Source organism: Halopenitus persicus (assembly GCF_900107205.1).
GTDB lineage: Archaea > Halobacteriota > Halobacteria > Halobacteriales > Haloferacaceae > Halopenitus > Halopenitus persicus.
Genome location: NZ_FNPC01000004.1, coordinates 164,203 through 180,650, shown reverse-complemented (window position 1 = coordinate 180,650; position 16,448 = coordinate 164,203). Strand labels below are relative to the sequence as shown.

15 protein-coding genes are annotated in these 16,448 nt (G+C 69.1%); 6 read left to right on the top strand and 9 right to left on the bottom strand.

Features of this window, described 5'->3' with window-relative positions; translation table 11 throughout:
- Positions 1-82: 82 nt before the first annotated feature.
- Positions 83-1,033 carry a calcium/sodium antiporter gene (locus tag BLV25_RS08115; protein ID WP_021073461.1) on the top strand — a complete coding sequence of 317 codons (951 nt, stop codon included), beginning with the start codon at positions 83-85 and terminating at the stop codon, positions 1,031-1,033.
- A 121-nt stretch (positions 1,034-1,154) separates the two neighbouring features.
- Positions 1,155-2,255, top strand: coding sequence for a pyridoxal phosphate-dependent aminotransferase (locus BLV25_RS08110; RefSeq protein WP_092732072.1), 1,101 nt, complete (start codon positions 1,155-1,157; stop codon positions 2,253-2,255).
- A gap of 39 nt (positions 2,256-2,294) precedes the next feature.
- On the opposite strand, the gene BLV25_RS08105 is transcribed toward BLV25_RS08110, so the two are convergent.
- On the bottom strand, positions 2,295-3,044 hold the full coding sequence (locus tag BLV25_RS08105) for a DUF2103 domain-containing protein (RefSeq protein WP_039400306.1): 750 nt from the start codon (positions 3,042-3,044) through the stop codon (positions 2,295-2,297).
- A gap of 150 nt (positions 3,045-3,194) precedes the next feature.
- On the opposite strand from BLV25_RS08105, the gene BLV25_RS08100 reads away from it, so the two are divergent.
- Positions 3,195-4,622 (top strand): MATE family efflux transporter, encoded by a 1,428-nt coding sequence (locus tag BLV25_RS08100; RefSeq protein ID WP_092732069.1) that lies wholly within the window; start codon positions 3,195-3,197, stop codon positions 4,620-4,622.
- A 181-nt stretch (positions 4,623-4,803) separates the two neighbouring features.
- Here the strand turns inward: BLV25_RS08100 and gatB are convergent, their stop codons facing one another.
- From gatB to BLV25_RS08085, 3 genes are all read right to left on the bottom strand, one after another.
- On the bottom strand, positions 4,804-6,291 hold the full coding sequence (gene gatB, locus BLV25_RS08095; RefSeq protein ID WP_092732066.1) for an Asp-tRNA(Asn)/Glu-tRNA(Gln) amidotransferase subunit GatB: 1,488 nt from the start codon (positions 6,289-6,291) through the stop codon (positions 4,804-4,806).
- A 133-nt stretch (positions 6,292-6,424) separates the two neighbouring features.
- Positions 6,425-7,624: a Brp/Blh family beta-carotene 15,15'-dioxygenase gene (locus tag BLV25_RS08090; protein WP_092732063.1), complete on the bottom strand. Its 1,200-nt coding sequence runs from the start codon at positions 7,622-7,624 to the stop codon at positions 6,425-6,427.
- 4 nt (positions 7,625-7,628) lie between these two features.
- Positions 7,629-8,411: a lycopene cyclase domain-containing protein gene (locus BLV25_RS08085; protein ID WP_092732060.1), complete on the bottom strand. Its 783-nt coding sequence runs from the start codon at positions 8,409-8,411 to the stop codon at positions 7,629-7,631.
- A gap of 298 nt (positions 8,412-8,709) precedes the next feature.
- Here BLV25_RS08085 and BLV25_RS17850 point away from each other — a divergent pair, with 298 nt between their 5' ends.
- Together BLV25_RS17850 and BLV25_RS08080 are read left to right on the top strand one after the other, a co-directional pair.
- Positions 8,710-8,844, top strand: a complete 135-nt coding sequence (locus tag BLV25_RS17850) for a hypothetical protein (RefSeq protein WP_021074881.1) — start codon at positions 8,710-8,712, stop codon at positions 8,842-8,844.
- 65 nt (positions 8,845-8,909) lie between these two features.
- Positions 8,910-9,494, top strand: coding sequence for a DUF7097 family protein (locus tag BLV25_RS08080; protein ID WP_092732057.1), 585 nt, complete (start codon positions 8,910-8,912; stop codon positions 9,492-9,494).
- On the opposite strand, the gene BLV25_RS08075 is transcribed toward BLV25_RS08080, so the two are convergent.
- The 5 genes from BLV25_RS08075 to BLV25_RS08055 form a co-directional block, all read right to left on the bottom strand.
- Positions 9,491-10,204, bottom strand: coding sequence for a hypothetical protein (locus tag BLV25_RS08075; protein ID WP_092732487.1), 714 nt, complete (start codon positions 10,202-10,204; stop codon positions 9,491-9,493). The two genes, BLV25_RS08080 and BLV25_RS08075, sit on opposite strands and share 4 nt — an antisense overlap.
- A gap of 125 nt (positions 10,205-10,329) precedes the next feature.
- Complete coding sequence (locus BLV25_RS08070; RefSeq protein WP_394327120.1) at positions 10,330-11,172, bottom strand: aldo/keto reductase; 843 nt, start codon at positions 11,170-11,172, stop codon at positions 10,330-10,332.
- Between the two features lie 113 nt (positions 11,173-11,285).
- The gene (locus tag BLV25_RS08065; RefSeq protein WP_092732054.1) at positions 11,286-12,545 is read right to left on the bottom strand and encodes a digeranylgeranylglycerophospholipid reductase; all 1,260 of its coding nucleotides are present in this window, start codon (positions 12,543-12,545) and stop codon (positions 11,286-11,288) included.
- 216 nt (positions 12,546-12,761) lie between these two features.
- Entirely contained in the window at positions 12,762-13,625 is an 864-nt protein-coding gene (locus tag BLV25_RS08060) for a 2-oxoacid:ferredoxin oxidoreductase subunit beta (protein ID WP_021074876.1), read from the bottom strand.
- Between the two features lie 3 nt (positions 13,626-13,628).
- Positions 13,629-15,374 (bottom strand): 2-oxoacid:acceptor oxidoreductase subunit alpha, encoded by a 1,746-nt coding sequence (locus tag BLV25_RS08055; protein WP_021074875.1) that lies wholly within the window; start codon positions 15,372-15,374, stop codon positions 13,629-13,631.
- Positions 15,375-15,790: 416 nt separating this feature from the next.
- Between BLV25_RS08055 and BLV25_RS08050 the strand changes: the two genes are divergently transcribed.
- Positions 15,791-16,438, top strand: a complete 648-nt coding sequence (locus BLV25_RS08050; protein ID WP_092732051.1) for an FAD-dependent oxidoreductase — start codon at positions 15,791-15,793, stop codon at positions 16,436-16,438.
- Positions 16,439-16,448: the final 10 nt, after the last annotated feature.

Sequence of the window (16,448 nt, the reverse complement as noted above, 5' to 3'; positions counted from 1 at the left end):
AGCAAAAAGCCGCGGGTCGACGGCAGTCGATCACGCGGTCCGGACCGACGCGGTTTTGCCGTCCCTGCCGGAAGGGGGACGCGTGCCACTCGCCGCGCCGATCGTCGACGTGTTGCTGTTGGCGGCCGGGATCGCCCTGCTGTACGCCGGCGCGGAGCTGCTGGTGAAGGGCGCCGCCGAGCTCGCGTTGGGCTTCGGCCTGCGCGCCTCGACGGTCGGCGTCACGGTGGTCGCGTTCGCGACGACCACTCCGGAGCTGTTCGTCACGCTCGTGGGGGCGTTCACCGTCTCGACCGACATCGGCCTCGGGGCGATCCTCGGATCGAACGTGGCCAACATCGGGCTCGTGCTCGGCGTCTCGGCGCTCATCCGGCCGCTGGACGTGACCGAGACCGTGCTGAAGAGCCACGTCCCGTTTATGATCCTCGCCGCGCTCCTGCTCGTCGGGCTCGGGTTCGACGGACGGCTGGACGCGGTCGACGGCGTCGTGCTGCTCGCGGCACTGGTCGCGTTCACCTGGGTCGTTCTGCGGCGCATTCAACGGACCCAGGCGTCCATCTCCGCGGCCGAGCGCGACCGGATGCCGGATCCGGCTCTCCTCGACGTCGGCTACATCGTCGGCGGGCTGATCGCGCTGCTTGCCGGCTCCAGCTGGCTCATCGACGGCGGGCAGGGGCTGCTCGCCGCCGCCGGGTTCTCGGAGCTGTTCATCGGCCTCACCGTGCTGGCGCTGGGGACCTCGCTGCCCGAACTCGCCGCCTCGGCCGTCTCCGCGGTCCGCGGGGAGGCCGAGTTCAGCGTGGGCAACGTCGTCGGATCGAACATCTACAACGTCCTCGCCGTGATCGGCGTCCTCGCCGTGATCACGCCCGTCGAGATCGCCGCCGGCGTGCGGGCCTTCGAGTTCCCCGCGCTCGTCGCGTTCACCCTCCTCGTCGTCGCCCTGATGCTTCGCGGCCGACGGCTCACCCGGATCGACGGCGCGATCCTCCTCGGCGCCTACGTGGCGTTCGTGTACCTGCTGTTCCCATAGGACGGGGATCCCAACAGACCGGGGCCCGGGTCTCAACGAGCCGGAACCGGAGCTCCACGAGCCGGAGATCCGTGCCGACCGATCGCGAAACACACACGGGGATCCGCGACGATCGACATCCATGGACTACGAGGAGCCGCAGTTCTTTCGCGTGATGCAGTACGCGGCGACGGCGGATCGGGACGTCATCGATATGGTGAGCGGCAATCCCGATTGGGAGCCCCCGCAGGCGCTTCGGGACGCACTCCGGAAGTACGCCGGTCTCGATCCGGCGGCGTTTCAGTACCCGGCCAGCGACGGACTCCCCGAGCTTCGCGAGGCGATCGCGGAGCGGCGAGGGGTCGACCCGGATCGGGTGGTCGTCACCGTCGGCACCGGCGAGGCGAACTACCTCGCGATGGCGCGCGCGTTCGAGCGCGACGCGGGCGACGAGGCGATCCTGCTCGACCCGGTCTACCCCTACTACCCCGGCAAGGTCGAGCTGCTCGGCGGGACCCAGCGGCTCGTGCCGACCGCCCGCGACGGCGGCATCGACCTCGCGGCGATCCGGGAGGCGATGAGCGACCGGACCGCGCTCGTGGTGTTGAACACGCCGAACAACCCGACCGGCGCGGTCTACGACCCCGACGCGGTCGCCGAGGTGGTCCGACTGGCGGAAGCACACGACGCGCTCGTCGTCGTCGACGAGGTCTACGACCGGTTCGACCATTCCGGGCGATTCGAGAGCGCCCTGGCGATCGACTCCCCGAACCGGATCGTCACCGGGGGCTTCTCGAAGTCGCTGGCGATCACCGGCTTCCGGGTCGGCTACGCGATCACGCCGCCGGAACACGCCGACTCCCTCCGGGCGCGCCACATGCTCGTCAACGTCACCGGCCCCGCGCCCTCACAGTACGCGGTCCACCACGCGCTGCAGGCGACCGGTCCGGAGTACTTCGAGGCCTCCCGCGAGCTGCTGGCCGCCCGGATCGACGCGTTCACCGACGCCCTCGAGGCCGCCGGCGCGGAATACACGACGCCCGACGGCGGCTTCTACGTGCTCGCGCGGTTCGACGGCTTCCCCGGGACGATGGCGAACGTCAAGCAGCTGATCGACGAGGCCGGCGTGGCCGGGATGCCCGGCGAGACGTTCGGAACCGCCCGCGAGGAGTGGATCCGCTTCGCGCTCGTGACCCCCCGGGCGACCGAGGCGGCCGAGCGGCTCGCCGCGTACTTCGAGTGAGCCGGGGCGGGCCGGCTGCCCGTTGCGGTCGACCCGAACTCACGCCTCGCGAAGCTCGGCCTCGACGAGCGCCTCGTTCAGGTCCTCGCGGACGCGCTCGCCGGTCTCCCGGTCCATCGCGGTCGTCACGACGCGGTTTTCCTGGACGCTCGAACCGTCACGGAGGAGGAGCCGAACGTTCCCGTTCGTATCCGCACGGGTCGCCTTCGCGCGGAGACCGGTTCGCGAGCCCGTCCCCCCGGCGTCGATCGGGCCCGGAACGATCTTCTTGACATGGGGGTGTTCGGCCACCGTCCGGATCGCCGTCCGGCCGGTCCGGCCGCCGATGAGCGTCGAGTGGGTGCCGCCGATCTTCTCGGCGGGGGCGGCGTCGACGACCGCGAGCGAGCGCTCCCCGCGCCGCTCGCGGACCCACTCGACGAGCCCGGCGCCGTCGCGACGCCCCGCCTCGGGGACGCGGTAGAACTCGTAGTGCAGTTGCGCGCGCGCCTCCCGGAGGGGGTCGCGCTCGCCGGCGGCATAGACGGTCTCGGGGCGTTTCCGGCGAACCTCGTCGGCGACGCGCCCGGCGAAGTTCCGGACCTGCACGACGCCGCGCTCGCCGGGGTCCTCGCGCTCGGGCGTCGTGGTGACCGTCGTCCGGCCGACGACGGCGTCCTCCTCGAGCATCGTCACCTCCGCGCGGTCGGGTCGGAACTCGATGACGACGCCGTCGCAGTTGGCGGTGTTACAGGTGAGACAGTAGTCCCCCGGTTTCTCGAGCCGCGTGCCACACCGCCGACAGTCCATACCCGATCGAAGGAACGGAGCGAGTAAAAGCGCGTTGTCCGCGGTCGATCCCGAATCGCCCCACGCCACGAAGTCACAAGACCTACACGCTCGCCGGCCGATCCGATCGACGGAGCGAGACCCGTGGCCAACCAGGACGCGCGCGTTGATATGACGGCGGGGCCGATCGCGCCCGGACTGTTCACCCTGGCCTGGCCGCTCGTGCTCGGGAACCTGCTGCAGACGCTGTACAACCTCGCGGACATGTTCTGGGTCGGGCGGGTGAGCCCGGAGGCGGTCGCGGCGGTCTCGCTGATGTTCCCGCTGTCGTGGATGTTCGTCTCGACCGCGATGGGCGTCACCGCGGCGACGATCGCCCTCGTCTCCCAGCACGTCGGGGCCGGAAACGACCGGCAGGCCGACCGGATCGTCGCCCAGACGTGCCTGCTCGCGACGGTCGTCTCGGTCGTCCTCGCGGTCACGGGGTTCCTCGGTCGCCACTGGCTGCTGTACTGGATCGGGGCCCGCGGGCAGGTGCTCGTCGAGTCGCTCGCGTACATCGAGGTGATCCTCGCGGCGCTGCCGCTGACGTTCCTGTTCTTCGCGTTCCGCGCGTCGCTGCAGGGCGCCGGCGACACCAAGACGGCGATGTGGCTCGTCGCGGCCTCCGCCGGCCTCAACATCGTCATCGACCCGTTCCTCGTCCTCGGCTGGGGCCCGGCCCCGGCGATGGGAACCCGAGGGGCTGCGGTCGCGACGTTCATCTCCCGGCTCTTCGCCGCGGCGATCGGGATCTACGTCCTCGTTCGTGGCGACTGGGGCGTCCAGCTGCATCCCCGCGACCTCCGGCCGGATCCCGCGATCCTGCGGCGGCTCGTCGACGTCGGCTACCCGGCGACGCTGGACGGCTGGGCCCGGTCGTTCGCCGCGGTGGCGATGGCCGCGCTCGTCGCCCGCTTCGGCCCCGTCGCCACCGCGGCCTACGGCATCGGCGTCCGGCTGATGTCCGTCTCCTGGACCGTCTCGGGCGCCGTCGGACAGGCCACCGCGACCGGCGTCGGCCAGAACCTCGGCGCGGGGACGCCGGACCGCGCTCACCGGGTGACGATCGTCGCGACGGCGGCGACGATGGCCCTCCTGGCGGTCGCCGGGGGCGTCGTGTGGCTGCTCCCGGGCGCCGCGGTCGGCGCGTTCATCGACGACCCCGCCGTGATCGCCGAGGGCGTCGTCTTCCTCCGGGTCATCGCGCTCTCGTGGGCCTTCTTCGGCGGCCTGATGGTCCTGCAGGGCGCGTTCCGCGGCGCGGGCGACACCCGGATCGCGATGGTCCTCTCGCTGCTGTCGCGATGGATATTCCGGATCCCGCTCGCCGCAGTCCTCGCGTTCGGAACCGTCACGATCCCCGTGATCGGCCTCACCTACACCGGACTCAACTGGGGCGTCGTCGGGCTCTGGTGGGGCTACGCCGCCGCGGCCGTGGTCTCGTTCGGGATCGGGCTCGCGTGGTTCCTGCGCGGGACCTGGCGGGAGGGCGTCCTCGAGGGTGAAAACGGCTCGGACGCCGCCGAGGCCGACGTCGTCCCGATCGACGACGACTGAGCGAGGCAGGAACGGTGAGTTGCCCGTCGATAACCGGGATCACCGTCGACCATCGGCGACCATCACGATCTACTTATAAATGTCCGTCCAGCAGCCGAGCATCACTTATAAACGAGGTGCCGGTCAGGATCGGTGGCACGCCGGCAAGACGCCGGATCGTAGCGACTGACCACACCGTCCCCTACTCGTCGAGCCGCTCACGGAGCAGCGCGTTGACCTCGCCGGGGTCGGCTGAGCCGCCGGTTCGCTGCATCACCTGGCCGACGAGGAAGTTGATCGCGCCCTCGTCGCCGTCGTGGTAGTCGGCGACCGCCTCGGGGTTGTCGTCGATCGCGTCCGCGACGGCGGCCTCAACCTCGCCGGTGTCGGCCGTGCCGAGCCCCTCGCGCTCGACGATCGTATCGGGGTCGTCGCCGTCGTCCAACATACCGCGGAGCACGACCTCCTCGGCGTTCTTCGTCGTGAGCTCGCCGGCGTCGACCAGCTCGATCAGGCGGGCGAACTCCTCGAGCCGGTCGGCGACGTCGGTGATCGCCATATCGCGATAGTTGAGCTCCCCGAGGAGGTTGTCGGCGACCCAGGTGGCCGCCAGATCCGGGTCGAACCGGTCGGCGACGTCCTCGTAGAAGTCGGCGACCGCCTTCCGGGAGGTGAGCTTGTCGGCCGACTCGGCGTCGAGGCCGTACTCCGCCCGGAAGCGCTCGCGGCGGGCGTCCGGCAGCTCGGGGATCGGGATCGACTCCCGCCAGTCGCTCACCTCGAGGGGCGGCAGGTCGGCCTCGCGGAAGTAGCGGTAGTCCTTCTCGGCCTCCTTCGAGCGCATCGAGACGGTGATCCCGCGGGATTCGTCCCAGTGGCGCGTCTCCTGGTCGACCGCGCGGCCGCGGCGCAGGGCGTTCCGCTGGCGGGTGACCTCGTAGGCGAGCGCCTTCTCGGCGCCCTTGTGGCTGGAGATGTTCTTCACCTCGGTGCGGTTGGCCTCCGCGAGGGCGTCCTCGGGAACCGAGCCGTCGTCGGCGACCGCCTCGCCCGGCACGAGCGAGACGTTCGCGTCGACCCGAAGGCTGCCGTCCCGGGTCGCGTCGAAGACGCCGAGGTACTCGAGGACCTCCTCGAGCTTCGCGAGGAACGCGCGCGTCTCGGCGGGCGACCGGAAGTCCGGTTCGGTGACGATCTCCACCAGCGGCGTGCCGGCGCGGTTGTAGTCGACGAGCGTGTGGTCCGCGGTATCGATCGAGCCGCCGGCGTGCTGGAGGCTACCGGGGTCCTCCTCGAGGTGTGCCCGGGTGATACCGATCGTGCGTCGCGAGTCCTCGACGGCGACCTCGAGCTCGCCGTCGGCACAGATGGGGGCGTCGTACTGGGTGATCTGGAAGTTCTTCGGGAGGTCGGGGTAGTAGTAGTTCTTCCGGTGGAAGGTCGTCCGCTCGGGGATGTCGGCCTCGAGCGCCTTGCCGATCTTGACGGCGGCCTCGACGGCGCCCTCGTTGAGCACCGGCAGGGCGCCGGGCAGGCCCAGACAGACCGGGCAGGTCCGGGTGTTCGGCTCCTCGTCGGGGGCGGGCTCGGTCGAGCAACCGCAGAAGATCTTCGTGTCCGTCTCGAGCTGCACGTGCACCTCGAGCCCGATGACGACCGCTCGCTCCTCGGTCGCGGTCCGCGTACTCATTGCGGAGTCGTTGTGAGCGCGGGATGTAAAGCGTGTCGAGTCCGACGGCTCGGGGTCCGCGACCGTGGATTTCCCGTCCACGATCACCAACCGAATCTCTGCTCCAAGTCACCAACCGAATTCCGGCTCACAGTCACCAACCGAATCCCTGCTGCCGATCCGCCCACGCCACGATCGCCGTGTGGGGCAGCGTCAGGACGGCGATCGCGACGAGATACACCGCGATCGACTCGACCGGCGTTCCGGGGCGGCGTGGAACGGCGAGGAACAGTCCGACAACGACGAGCAAGCCGCCGGCGGTGAGCGGGGCAGCGTCGCGAGCGAACCGCCACAGCGGCCGCCCGATCCGGCCGGCGGCGAGGTCGGCGCTCGAGCGCTCGTCGAGCGCGAGCAGTCGCCCCACGTGACGCAGCGAGTGCCAGAGACAGAAGTACGTCCCGACGGCCAACACCGGCGGGACGGCCAGGAAGAACGCACATAAAAGCAGCGTCTCGCTCGCGTCGAGCAGCCAGCCGCCGACCGCGGTCCGGGGTCGGACGATGGCATCCGAGGGACGCGGCGATCCGGCGTCGGTTCCCGTCGCCGTCGTCCCGTTAGGGGGTGCCGCATCGGTCGTCGTGTCGGTCGTCACAGTATCACTCCGGGATGCCGAATCGGCCGCCACCGCGCTGCGCGCGCCGCACGCGAGCGTCACGAGGATGACCACGCCCACCGCCACGGCGATCGCGGCACGCGCCCGGACCCCGACGAGCGCGTCGAGCCACGCGGGCGACGTTTCGAGGAACGGGTCGAGAAGCAGCGAGACGACCGCCAGAAACCGGTCCGGAAAGGCGACGAGCGGCACGAGGATCGGGACCGCTCCCCGGACCGCTGCCGTCGCGATGCGGGCGGTCGACGATCCGAGGTGGTCGACGCCGACGATCCCGATCAGGGGATACAGATCGCCGGTGCCCCAGTGCACGACGGTCAGAAGGAGGAACGCCACGACCGCCACGCGGGGAACGAGGAACCACGCGAGCGCGTAGCCGCCACCGAGGACGGCGTAACCGATGCCGACGCGCGTCAGGGCTCGAGTGCGCCCCGTTCCAGTCCGTACCCGCGCGACCAACAGATGGTCGACGGCCCCGTGGGGGAACCCGATCACGAGAACGCTCACCGCAAGCGGGATCCACCGGTAGCGGGGCGGAACGGTCACCCCCAACGAGAACGCGATCGTGAGGACGCCCGCCGCGATCCAGCCGGGGACCACGGCGAGGTATGCGAGGGTACGGGCCGTGGGGGACGTGGGTACAGCTTCGCCGTCGGTGGCGACCGACGCCGAGTCCACGGCCACGGGATTACGCCTCCGTTCCCGGCGCGCCCGCCGTTCGACCGGCGGCGTCGGCCGTTCGTCGCTCGATCAGCTCGTCGTACAACAGGTATCCCTGCGCGAGAAAGCAGTTCGTCACGAGGAAGAACAGCCCCTCCTCGACCGGCAGTCCGCCGATCGTGAGGCCGGTCGTGTACGCCGGGGCGATCGTCCAGATCCCGGCGTCGATCGCGATCCGGTCGACCAGGCAGAGGTAGCCGGTCGGCACGAGGACGCCGACCGCGATCGTTCGACCGCGACGGCGGAGGCTCGGCCAGTCGTACGCCCACTGGATCGCGAGTACCGGCCCCGCCCACAGCAGGATCGCGCCGAGGTAGAGTCGCGTTTCGGGGCCGGCGATCACCAGCCAGCCCCCGACGACCGCGATCGCCGCGCCGGCGAGGAGCCCCGCGAGACGATTGCCCGGAGACTGTCGCGACGCAACACGGGGAGAATCGTCCCCGTCCCGCGTGATCCACCGCACCCACAGCAGCGTCAACGCCGGCTGAAGCACGAAGAACACGTACTCGCCGAGCGGGACGCCGAGCAGCCGCCGAGCCACGGCTCCCTCTCCGTACCGCCACACGCCGATCGCGATCAGGCGTGCGTCCCAGGGCGTCGTGTAGCCGACCGCCAGAGCGATCAGGACCGCGAGCCCGCCGAGGAACCGTCGGTCGAGCCGGTTCCGGCGCCACGCGAGCAGACCCAAGCCGAGGATCGGGGGCAAAAGAAACGTCACGTGAACGTCGAAGTACGTCGTCGGGGGGATCATCGATGTGGCCGGACCGATCTCCCGCCCGCGTCGGGGAGCCGAATATCCGTATCGATACTGCGGCCCGTAGCTTCTTAATGCTGTGCGAAGAATTCGGTCGTGCGCACGACGGGTGCGCGAGAGGGAACGGAGCCCACCAAGCTTCAGCGCTCCCTCTCGAACGGCCCCCACGGTGGGAGCGGTCGAGGATTATCGACGCGACGATAAAGATGTGGCGCGTTGACACGGCTCGGCTCGCAGCTCGATCGGTCCGTCGACGTTCCCGGTGGGATGGATACCGCGTGTGTGGGATGTCCCAATGGAGATCGGACTCGAGTGTACGACGTGTGGATCGACCATCGAATACGCCGGCGACGAGGCTGAACCGAGCGTCAGGGTCCGCTGTGACTGCGGCGCGCTGTACGCGGTCACGGTGTCGGTCGTGCGGCGCTAACCGGCCGTCGACGTCCCGGTCGCCGTCGGCGGTGCGTTTTTGCATCGCTAGCTTCCAGCGAGATTATGGAGCGGACCCCGGACGGAACGCCCGTGGGCGTCGACGACCCCTACGACGTCGCGGGGATCTGCGATCACCTGACCGACGACGGACGGTGTCGGTATGCGCTCGAGCACGCGGGCGAGGATCCGGCGTTCGCCGCGGAGCGACGGCGCGACGGATACGCCTGCCACGTCGGCGCGGAGGGGAACTGGTCGGCGTGTCCCCGGTACCGGTCGACGACCGACGGCCGTGCCTGTCGTCGATGCGGACTCGAGTCGCTCCGGCTGGCCCACGAGTCGACTCGCCCCCTGATCGAGGAACACCACCTGCAGTACGCCACGCGCGGAACCGAAAGGGGGAGCGCCGGCGAACCGGATACGGATGGCGCGGCGTCGGGACCCCACGAGATCACGGTCGCGCTCTGCCGGTGGTGTCACGCCAAGGTTCATCGGTCGATCGCCCGGATCGACGACGACGCGAGCCACGATCCCGACGCGATCGCCGAACGGGAGCGTCGACGCAGCGCCGAGCAGGCGGAACTATCGTTCACGTCCGCCCGCGACCGGTACGCGGACGGGGACGATGACGAGGATTCGGGAAGAGGTTAGTCGTCCTGTTTCGGCCGGATCACGTCCGCCAGGGCGACGAGCAGGCCGAGCAGCCAGCCGGTCGGGATCGCGAGCCCGAACCACATCAGGACGTAGCCCGTTCCCTCAAGGGTGAAGTTGGCGCGCAGCCAGTCGTTGATCCCGCCGACGGCCAACAGCGTGTCGAGGATCCAGACGGCGAGCTCGGTGCTGTTCGGGAAGATCACCTCGCCGAGCGAGGGGGTGAAGAGGGCGGCCACCACCGGCGGGAGGAACAGCGCCGTCATCGCGAACGGATACGCGAGGAGGACGCTCGTGGCCCGGCCGCCGACCTTCGAGAAGAGCGCGGCCAGCCCGGCGGAGGCGATCGCGACCACGCTGGCCGCGCCCACGGCGAGGAAGGCCTCCGTCGAGAGTTGGACGCGCGTGATCACCGTCAGCGTGCCCCAGACGAGCGTCGCGACGAGGAGAACGCCGAGAACGCCGATTCGCGTCACCGCCGAGTCGAGGCGGGTGGCGTAATACCGGGTCGCGAAGCCGACGAGCAACAGCGGGTAGCCGAACAGGACCAGCGGGATCCCGATCGCCGCCCACAGCTTGTAGGCGATCCGCTGGGGCGTCGTCTCCGGCTGCCACTTCCCGAGCACGCTGCTGGCGTCGAGCTGGCGCGGGAAGGCCACCTCCATCCACGTGTCGTGTAGCCGGGTGACGTCGATGCGGACCGCGCCGATCAACCCCGGTGACCGTCGTTCCATCGGCGTCAACTCACGCGTGGGGTAACGTGAACTTTGTGCCTCGGGACGGTCGCCGGCCGGCAAGCGAACGTCATCGACCGGTTGCGGACCGCCGATCGCGGTCAGTTCCAGGGAGCAAAGGACGGGTCGACCTTCCGGGACCGCGTCTCGATCCCGTCGATCGCCGCCAGCTCCGCGTCGGTAAGGTCGAGCGACAGCGACGCCCAGTTCTCGCGGATGTGGTCCGCGCTCGCGGCCTTCGGGATGGCCGTCACGTCGCGCTGGCGGAGCCAGGCGAGCGAGACCTGCGCCGGGCTGGCGTCGTGCGCCGCCGCGATCTCGACGATCGTCGACTCCTCGAAGACCTCCTGGCGCGCGATCGGGGCGTACGCCACCGGATGGACGTCGTGGTCGGCACACGCCTCACGCCAGCGCCGCCGGGGGAGCAGGGGATGACACTCGAACTGGTTCGCGAAGATCGGCGCGGTCGTTCGGTCGCACGCGTCCGCGAGCAGCTCCGGGGTGAAGTTGGAGACGCCGATCCGCTCGGTGACGCCCTCCTCGACGAGCCGGTCGAAGGCCTCAAGCGTCGTGGCCGGGTCATACGCCTTCGCCGGCCAGTGGATGTACAGGAGATCGAGGTAGTCGGTGTCCAGGTTCTCGAGGCTGTCGTAGGCAGCCTCGATCGCGTCCTCGTAGCCGAGGTCGTCCGGCCAGATCTTGGTCGCGAGGAACACCTCCTCGCGGTCGACGTCGGCGTCCGCGATCGCCTCCCCGACGTAGGTCTCGTTGTCGTACATCCGCGCCGTGTCGAGATGTCGGTAGCCGGTCTCGATCGCGGTCGTGATCGCGTCGATGCAGGTCTCCCGGTCGGCCAACTTCCAGGTTCCGTAGCCGAGCATCGCCATTCCGTCGCGGGTCGGAACCGCGTCCGCTCCGTCGCCGTGTCGCGTCACGTTCGTCATACTCGGTCCGACGGACGCGTTCGAGAAAGAGGTTGCGGGGCGAAAGGTGGTTGCGGGGCGGAGCGCAGTTGCGGGGCGGAACGCGGTCGTCGCGCGGCCGAGTACCCGGCCGATCAGGCGCCGCCGGTCCAGCGGACCGATCCCTCGAGGAACCGCTCCTTGCCGAAGGCGGCAAGCAGCGAGAGGTCGTCGAGGTGGAGCAACTTCGGGAAGGCGGTCAGGTCGCCGCCGTTGATCCGCGCCAGGGTGTCCTCCTCGGTCGACTGAAGGTCACGCATCAGCCGGTCGTACCGGTCGTTGGAGGCGAGATAGAGGAGCTCGGTCATCAGCAGGCGCTGTCGGGCCTTCGGCGCCACCTCCCGGTGCCAGAGGTCGTCGTAGGTCGACAGCTGTTCGGCGGAGGTGTCCGGCTCCGCCGGACTCAGACAGCGGTCGATCGCCGCGGCCGCCGCGCGAGCGGACTTCATCCCCTTGTGGATCCCCTCCCCCCAGAGGGGGTCGATCGAGGGGACCGTGTCGCCGATGGCGACGAAGCCGTCCGTGCTCATCCCGGTCGGCAGCTGGATGTGTGCGGACCCGCGATGGACCTTGCCGTCGATCTTCTCGGCATCGGCGAACCGCGGGTCCGACTCGAGCCAGCGTTCGAGATAGCCGTCGATCGTGAGGTCCTCATCGGCGTGTTCGCGGTGGCGGTCGTTCTGGATGTAGCAGAGCCCGACCTTGGCCGTGTCGCCGCCGGTGTGGAAGATCCACGAGTAGCCACCCGGCGCGACGTCGTGGTCGAGCCGCAGCATCATCGAATCGTGGAGGTCGGCATAGCCCGGGTGGTCAACGTCGATCCCCTCCAGCTCCCACTCGATGCCGATCGCCTGGTTCTCGCGGTGCAGCTCACAGACGTCGAGCGCCTTCGCCAGCGGCGCGGCGGGGCCGGTCGCGTCGACGACGACGTCGGCGAACACCTCCTCGGAACCGTCGTATCGGAGCCCGACGACCGAGCCGTCCGATTCGATCGGCGCGGTCGCCCGCGAGTCGAACCGGTACTCGGCGCCCCGATCGCGCCCGTCGGCGACCAGCCACCGTTTGAACTCCGCGAACTCGAGGACCGCACCCGGCTGGTTCTGGACGTAGAAGTCGTTGGGGGACTCGAGGACGACCGAATCGGTGAACTGCATCACGACGTCGTCGGGGACGCCGAAGGCGGCCATCATCGACGGGAACGTGCCCGCGGTGGATTTGTTGCTCTGCCGCGGGAACTCCGCCTCCGGCTCCGTCTCGAGAACGAGGACGTCGTAGTCCCGCGCGGCGAGATCGCGGGCACACTGGGCGCCCGCTGGGCCGGCCCCGGCGATGACCACGTCGAAGCGATCGCTCATACCCGAACGTGTCGCGTGTCGCTAATGAGTGTTGTTGATACGGCCCGGCCGTCTCGGGGTTTTCGTCCCCTCGAAAGGGTCGAAAACGGTGGTAACGGTTCGGTTACGCGCCGCTCGAACCGGGCGCGATCGGGCACCGACAACGCGGGACGAGCGATGACGAAATGAGCGATGACGGAACGAGCGATGACGGGACGCTCGAGGACCGCCGCCGGCTCAGTAGAACTCGCGGACGAGGTCCGTCGCGTCCTCGGGCGCGCCGTCCGGGATGTCGGACATGTCCGCGTCGACCCCGTGCTGTTCGGCGTACGGCACCGAGTTCTCGTCCTGGTAGATGACGCCCTGGTACTCCTTGTCGGCGTCGAGGATGACCTCCTTGGCGTCGTCGTAGTCGTGGCGGTCGTGGTCGGTCTCCTGGAGGTCGACCAGCGAGTCGCGGAAGTAGTCGTAGGTGTCGACGTCGTTGAACGTGACGCACGGCGAGTAGACGTTGACGAAGCCGAACCCGTCGTGTTCGATCGCCTCCTGGATGATCTCCTGGTGGCGCAGCGCGTCCGAGGAGAACGACTGGGCGATGAAGCTCGCCCCGGAGGCCAGCGCGAGCGCGTGCGGGTTGACCGGCGGCTGTTTCGGCCCCTCGGGGGTCGTCGACGTCTCGAAGTCGGACCGGGAGGTCGGGGAGGCCTGCCCCTTGGTCAGCCCGTAGATCCGGTTGTCCATCACGACGTAGGTCATGTCCACGTTCCGGCGGACGGCGTGGACGAAGTGGCCGGCGCCGATGGAGTAGCCGTCGCCGTCGCCGCCGGCGACCATCACCTCGACGTCGGGGCGCGCCAGCTTGACGCCCGTCCCCACCGGAAGCGCGCGGCCGTGAACGCCGTGGAGCGCGTAGCTTCGCATATACGTCCCGATCTTGCCCGAACAGCCGATCCCGGCGACGATGAAGGTGTTGTCGGGGTCGTTGCCCGTCTCCGCGAGGGCCTTCATCATCCCGTTCATCGTGCCGAAGTCGCCACATCCCGGACACCAGGTCGGCTGCTTGTCGGATTTGAAGTCGGTGAATCGAACGTCTGAGCTCATTGGTTACGCCTCCAGGGTCTGCTTGATGTCACGTGCGAGCTCGTCGGCCTTGAACCGCACGCCCGTGTACTTGTTTATCCGCTCGACGCGCTCGAGGACGTCGTGTTCGACGAGGTCCGCGAACTGCCCGGTCGCGTTACACTCGACGACGATCGTCTCCTCGGCCGCCCGCACGTCCTCGGTGAGGTCGGGCCGGGGGAAGATGTACGGCACCGAGATCACGCGGACGTCGATGCCGTCCGCCTCGAGGTACTCGAGGGCCTCGATGAGCGCGCCCTCGTTCGACCCCCACGAGACGACGAGCGTGTCGGCCTCGGGGTCGCCGAACTCGCGCGGGCTCCAGTCCTCGCGTTCGGTCGCGGTGTCGACCTTCCGGGAGCGCTTGTCGACCTGCTCGACGCGCATATCCTGCTCCTCGGTTCGCCGGCCGAGCTCGTCGTGTTCGAGCCCCGTCGACATGTGGGCGCCGCCGCTCGTTCCGGGGAGCGCACGCGGGGAGATCCCGTCGTCGGTGATCTCGTGGGGCTTGAACTGCTCGGCGTCGGTCTGGTGGTCGCCGATCGTCCCCTCGTCGACGAGGAAACCGCGGTCGATCTCGACGGCGTCCATGTCGAACGCGTCGGGCTCGTAGGTCTGTTCGGTGACCGCAAGCGAGAGGTCGGCAGTGAGATAGACCGGCGTCTGGTACTTCTCGGCCAGATTGAACGCCTCGACGGTTTTCCAGAAGCACTCGTCGATCGTCGTCGGCGCGAGGACGAACCGCGGAACTTCGCCGTGGCCGCCGTAAAGCATCCCGTTCAGGTCGCCCTGCTCCTGCTTCGTCGGCATCCCGGTGGAGGGGCCCGACCGCATCACGTTACAGATGACCAGCGGGGTCTCGGAGGTCGCGACGAGGCCGAACGTCTCCGTCATCAGGTCGATCCCCGGCCCGGAGGTCGCGGTCATCGACCGGGCACCGGCGCGGGCGGCGCCGAGCGCCATGTTGATCGCCGAGAGCTCGTCCTCGGCCTGCACGACGTGGCCGCCGTACCGTTCGATCCGGCCGGTGAGGTACTCCATCACGTCCGTCGCGGGCGTGATCGGGTAGCCGGAGTAGAACCGGCAGCCGGCCGCGATGGCGCCCATCCCGATCGCCTCGTCGCCGTTCAACAGGACGTAGTCGTTGTCGGTCGTCTCGAGCTCGTAGTCGAACTCGTGGTCGAACTCCTCGGCGACGTACGACTGGCCGGCGCGGGCGGCCTCCTGGTTGTTCTCGACCAGCTTCTGCCCTTTGTCCTTGAACCGCTTCTCGAGCGCCGAATCGAGGTTCTCGATCGGGAAGTCGGTGACCTCGCAGGCGGCGCCGAGCGCGACCACGTTGCGCATGATGGCCCCGCCGGCCTCCTCCGCGAGCCGTTTCAGCGGGACGTCGAGGCCGACCATCTCCTCGGGGATCTCGGCGTTCTGCATCGTGGTCCGCTCGCCGTCGTAGATGATGACCGAGTCCTCGTGGAGCTCCGGGAGGTTCTCCTCGATCGTTCGCGGGGTGAGCGCGATCAGTACGTCCAGCCGGTCGACGACGCTTTGCACCCTGTCGACGGACGTCCGCACCTTGTACGCGGTGTATCCGCCCCGGATCCGGGAGGCGAAGTCCTTGGAGGTGAAGACGTGCCGACCCGAGCGAGACAGCGCCTGGGCGAAGATCTTGCCCGTCGAGTCGATGCCATCGCCGGCTTCCCCGCCGATGGCCCAGTTGAAGTCCGCGACCATACTAGTTCGGTCCTTCTCTTGCACCAATCAAAAGGCTTCTGAAAGGCGACCCGGCGTGAAGGTGTACGAACGACCACAGAATAACTAATAAACATACAAACGAATATTTTACACCCATTTTTAGGCTCATTTATATCCAAACGTCAACCGAAGCTATCGGATCGGCGAGTTTTTCGACCCGATGGGTTCGACGACTGTCGAACCGTCGGACGCGTCGACGGTTCCGTGGCCGTGGTCGACGTCAGGCCCGTTGTCAACGTCGGGCCCGTTGTCAACGCCGATTCCTCGGGCTGCGGCCAGTCCCGTGGTCGAAGTCGGTTCCGCAGTCGAGCCACGCCTCCGTTCCGACCGTCATCGGTTCCCGCAGCGTCGACCGGGACGGGAACTGGTTTGTGTCTCAACGCGCAACCGGACGTATGGACGCAGCCGTAGTCATCGCGTCGATCGACGAGGTCGGCACGGACACGATCGCGGTCGAGTTCGAATCGCCCGACGGGTTCGAGGCGGAGCCCGGCCAGTTCATCAAGCTCACCGGAACCGTCGACGGCGAGGAGTACTCGCGGTTCTACACGCTCTCCTCGCCGGACGTCGAGGGGACCTTCGAGACGACGATCGAGATCGACCACGAGGAGGGCGGACCGTTCTCCGCGTACCTCGCCTCGCTCGAGCCCGGCGACGAGCTCGAGATGAGCGGCCCCTTCGGGAGCGACCACTACGAGGGCGAACGTCGCGTCGTGGTGCTCGCCGGCGGTCCCGGCATCGGTCCGGCCGTCGGGATCGGCGAGCGCGCGCTCGCGGACGGCAACGAGGCGGCGATCGTCTATCGGGACGACGCGCCCGCACACCGGGAGCGGCTCGCCGATCTCGAGGACCGCGGCGCGACGGTGCGGCTCCTCGAGGACGGAACCGCCGACCTCGCCGACGCGGTGAGCGACGTCGCCACCGGCGCTCCCGAGGAACAGGTATTCGTGTACGGATTCGCCTCGTTCATCGAGGACGTCGAGGCCGCCCTCGAGGCGGCCGGATCGGGGATCGACGGCGCGAAGGTCGAGAACTTCGGCTGAAAAGCGCCGC

What these genes read in the sequence shown, in the direction of transcription:
- BLV25_RS08065 (WP_092732054.1), bottom strand. Translation starts at nt 12,545, where the DNA reads ATGAGCGATCGCTTCGACGTGGTCATCGCCGGGGCCGGCCCAGCGGGC.
- BLV25_RS08080 (WP_092732057.1), top strand. Translation starts at nt 8,910, where the DNA reads ATGGAGCGGACCCCGGACGGAACGCCCGTGGGCGTCGACGACCCCTAC.
- BLV25_RS08100 (WP_092732069.1), top strand. Translation starts at nt 3,195, where the DNA reads ATGACGGCGGGGCCGATCGCGCCCGGACTGTTCACCCTGGCCTGGCCG.
- BLV25_RS08050 (WP_092732051.1), top strand. Translation starts at nt 15,791, where the DNA reads ATGGACGCAGCCGTAGTCATCGCGTCGATCGACGAGGTCGGCACGGAC.
- BLV25_RS08060 (WP_021074876.1), bottom strand. Translation starts at nt 13,625, where the DNA reads ATGAGCTCAGACGTTCGATTCACCGACTTCAAATCCGACAAGCAGCCG.
- gatB (WP_092732066.1), bottom strand. Translation starts at nt 6,291, where the DNA reads ATGAGTACGCGGACCGCGACCGAGGAGCGAGCGGTCGTCATCGGGCTC.
- BLV25_RS08085 (WP_092732060.1), bottom strand. Translation starts at nt 8,411, where the DNA reads ATGATCCCCCCGACGACGTACTTCGACGTTCACGTGACGTTTCTTTTG.
- BLV25_RS17850 (WP_021074881.1), top strand. Translation starts at nt 8,710, where the DNA reads ATGGAGATCGGACTCGAGTGTACGACGTGTGGATCGACCATCGAATAC.
- BLV25_RS08110 (WP_092732072.1), top strand. Translation starts at nt 1,155, where the DNA reads ATGGACTACGAGGAGCCGCAGTTCTTTCGCGTGATGCAGTACGCGGCG.
- BLV25_RS08070 (WP_394327120.1), bottom strand. Translation starts at nt 11,172, where the DNA reads ATGACGAACGTGACGCGACACGGCGACGGAGCGGACGCGGTTCCGACC.
- BLV25_RS08105 (WP_039400306.1), bottom strand. Translation starts at nt 3,044, where the DNA reads ATGGACTGTCGGCGGTGTGGCACGCGGCTCGAGAAACCGGGGGACTAC.
- BLV25_RS08055 (WP_021074875.1), bottom strand. Translation starts at nt 15,374, where the DNA reads ATGGTCGCGGACTTCAACTGGGCCATCGGCGGGGAAGCCGGCGATGGC.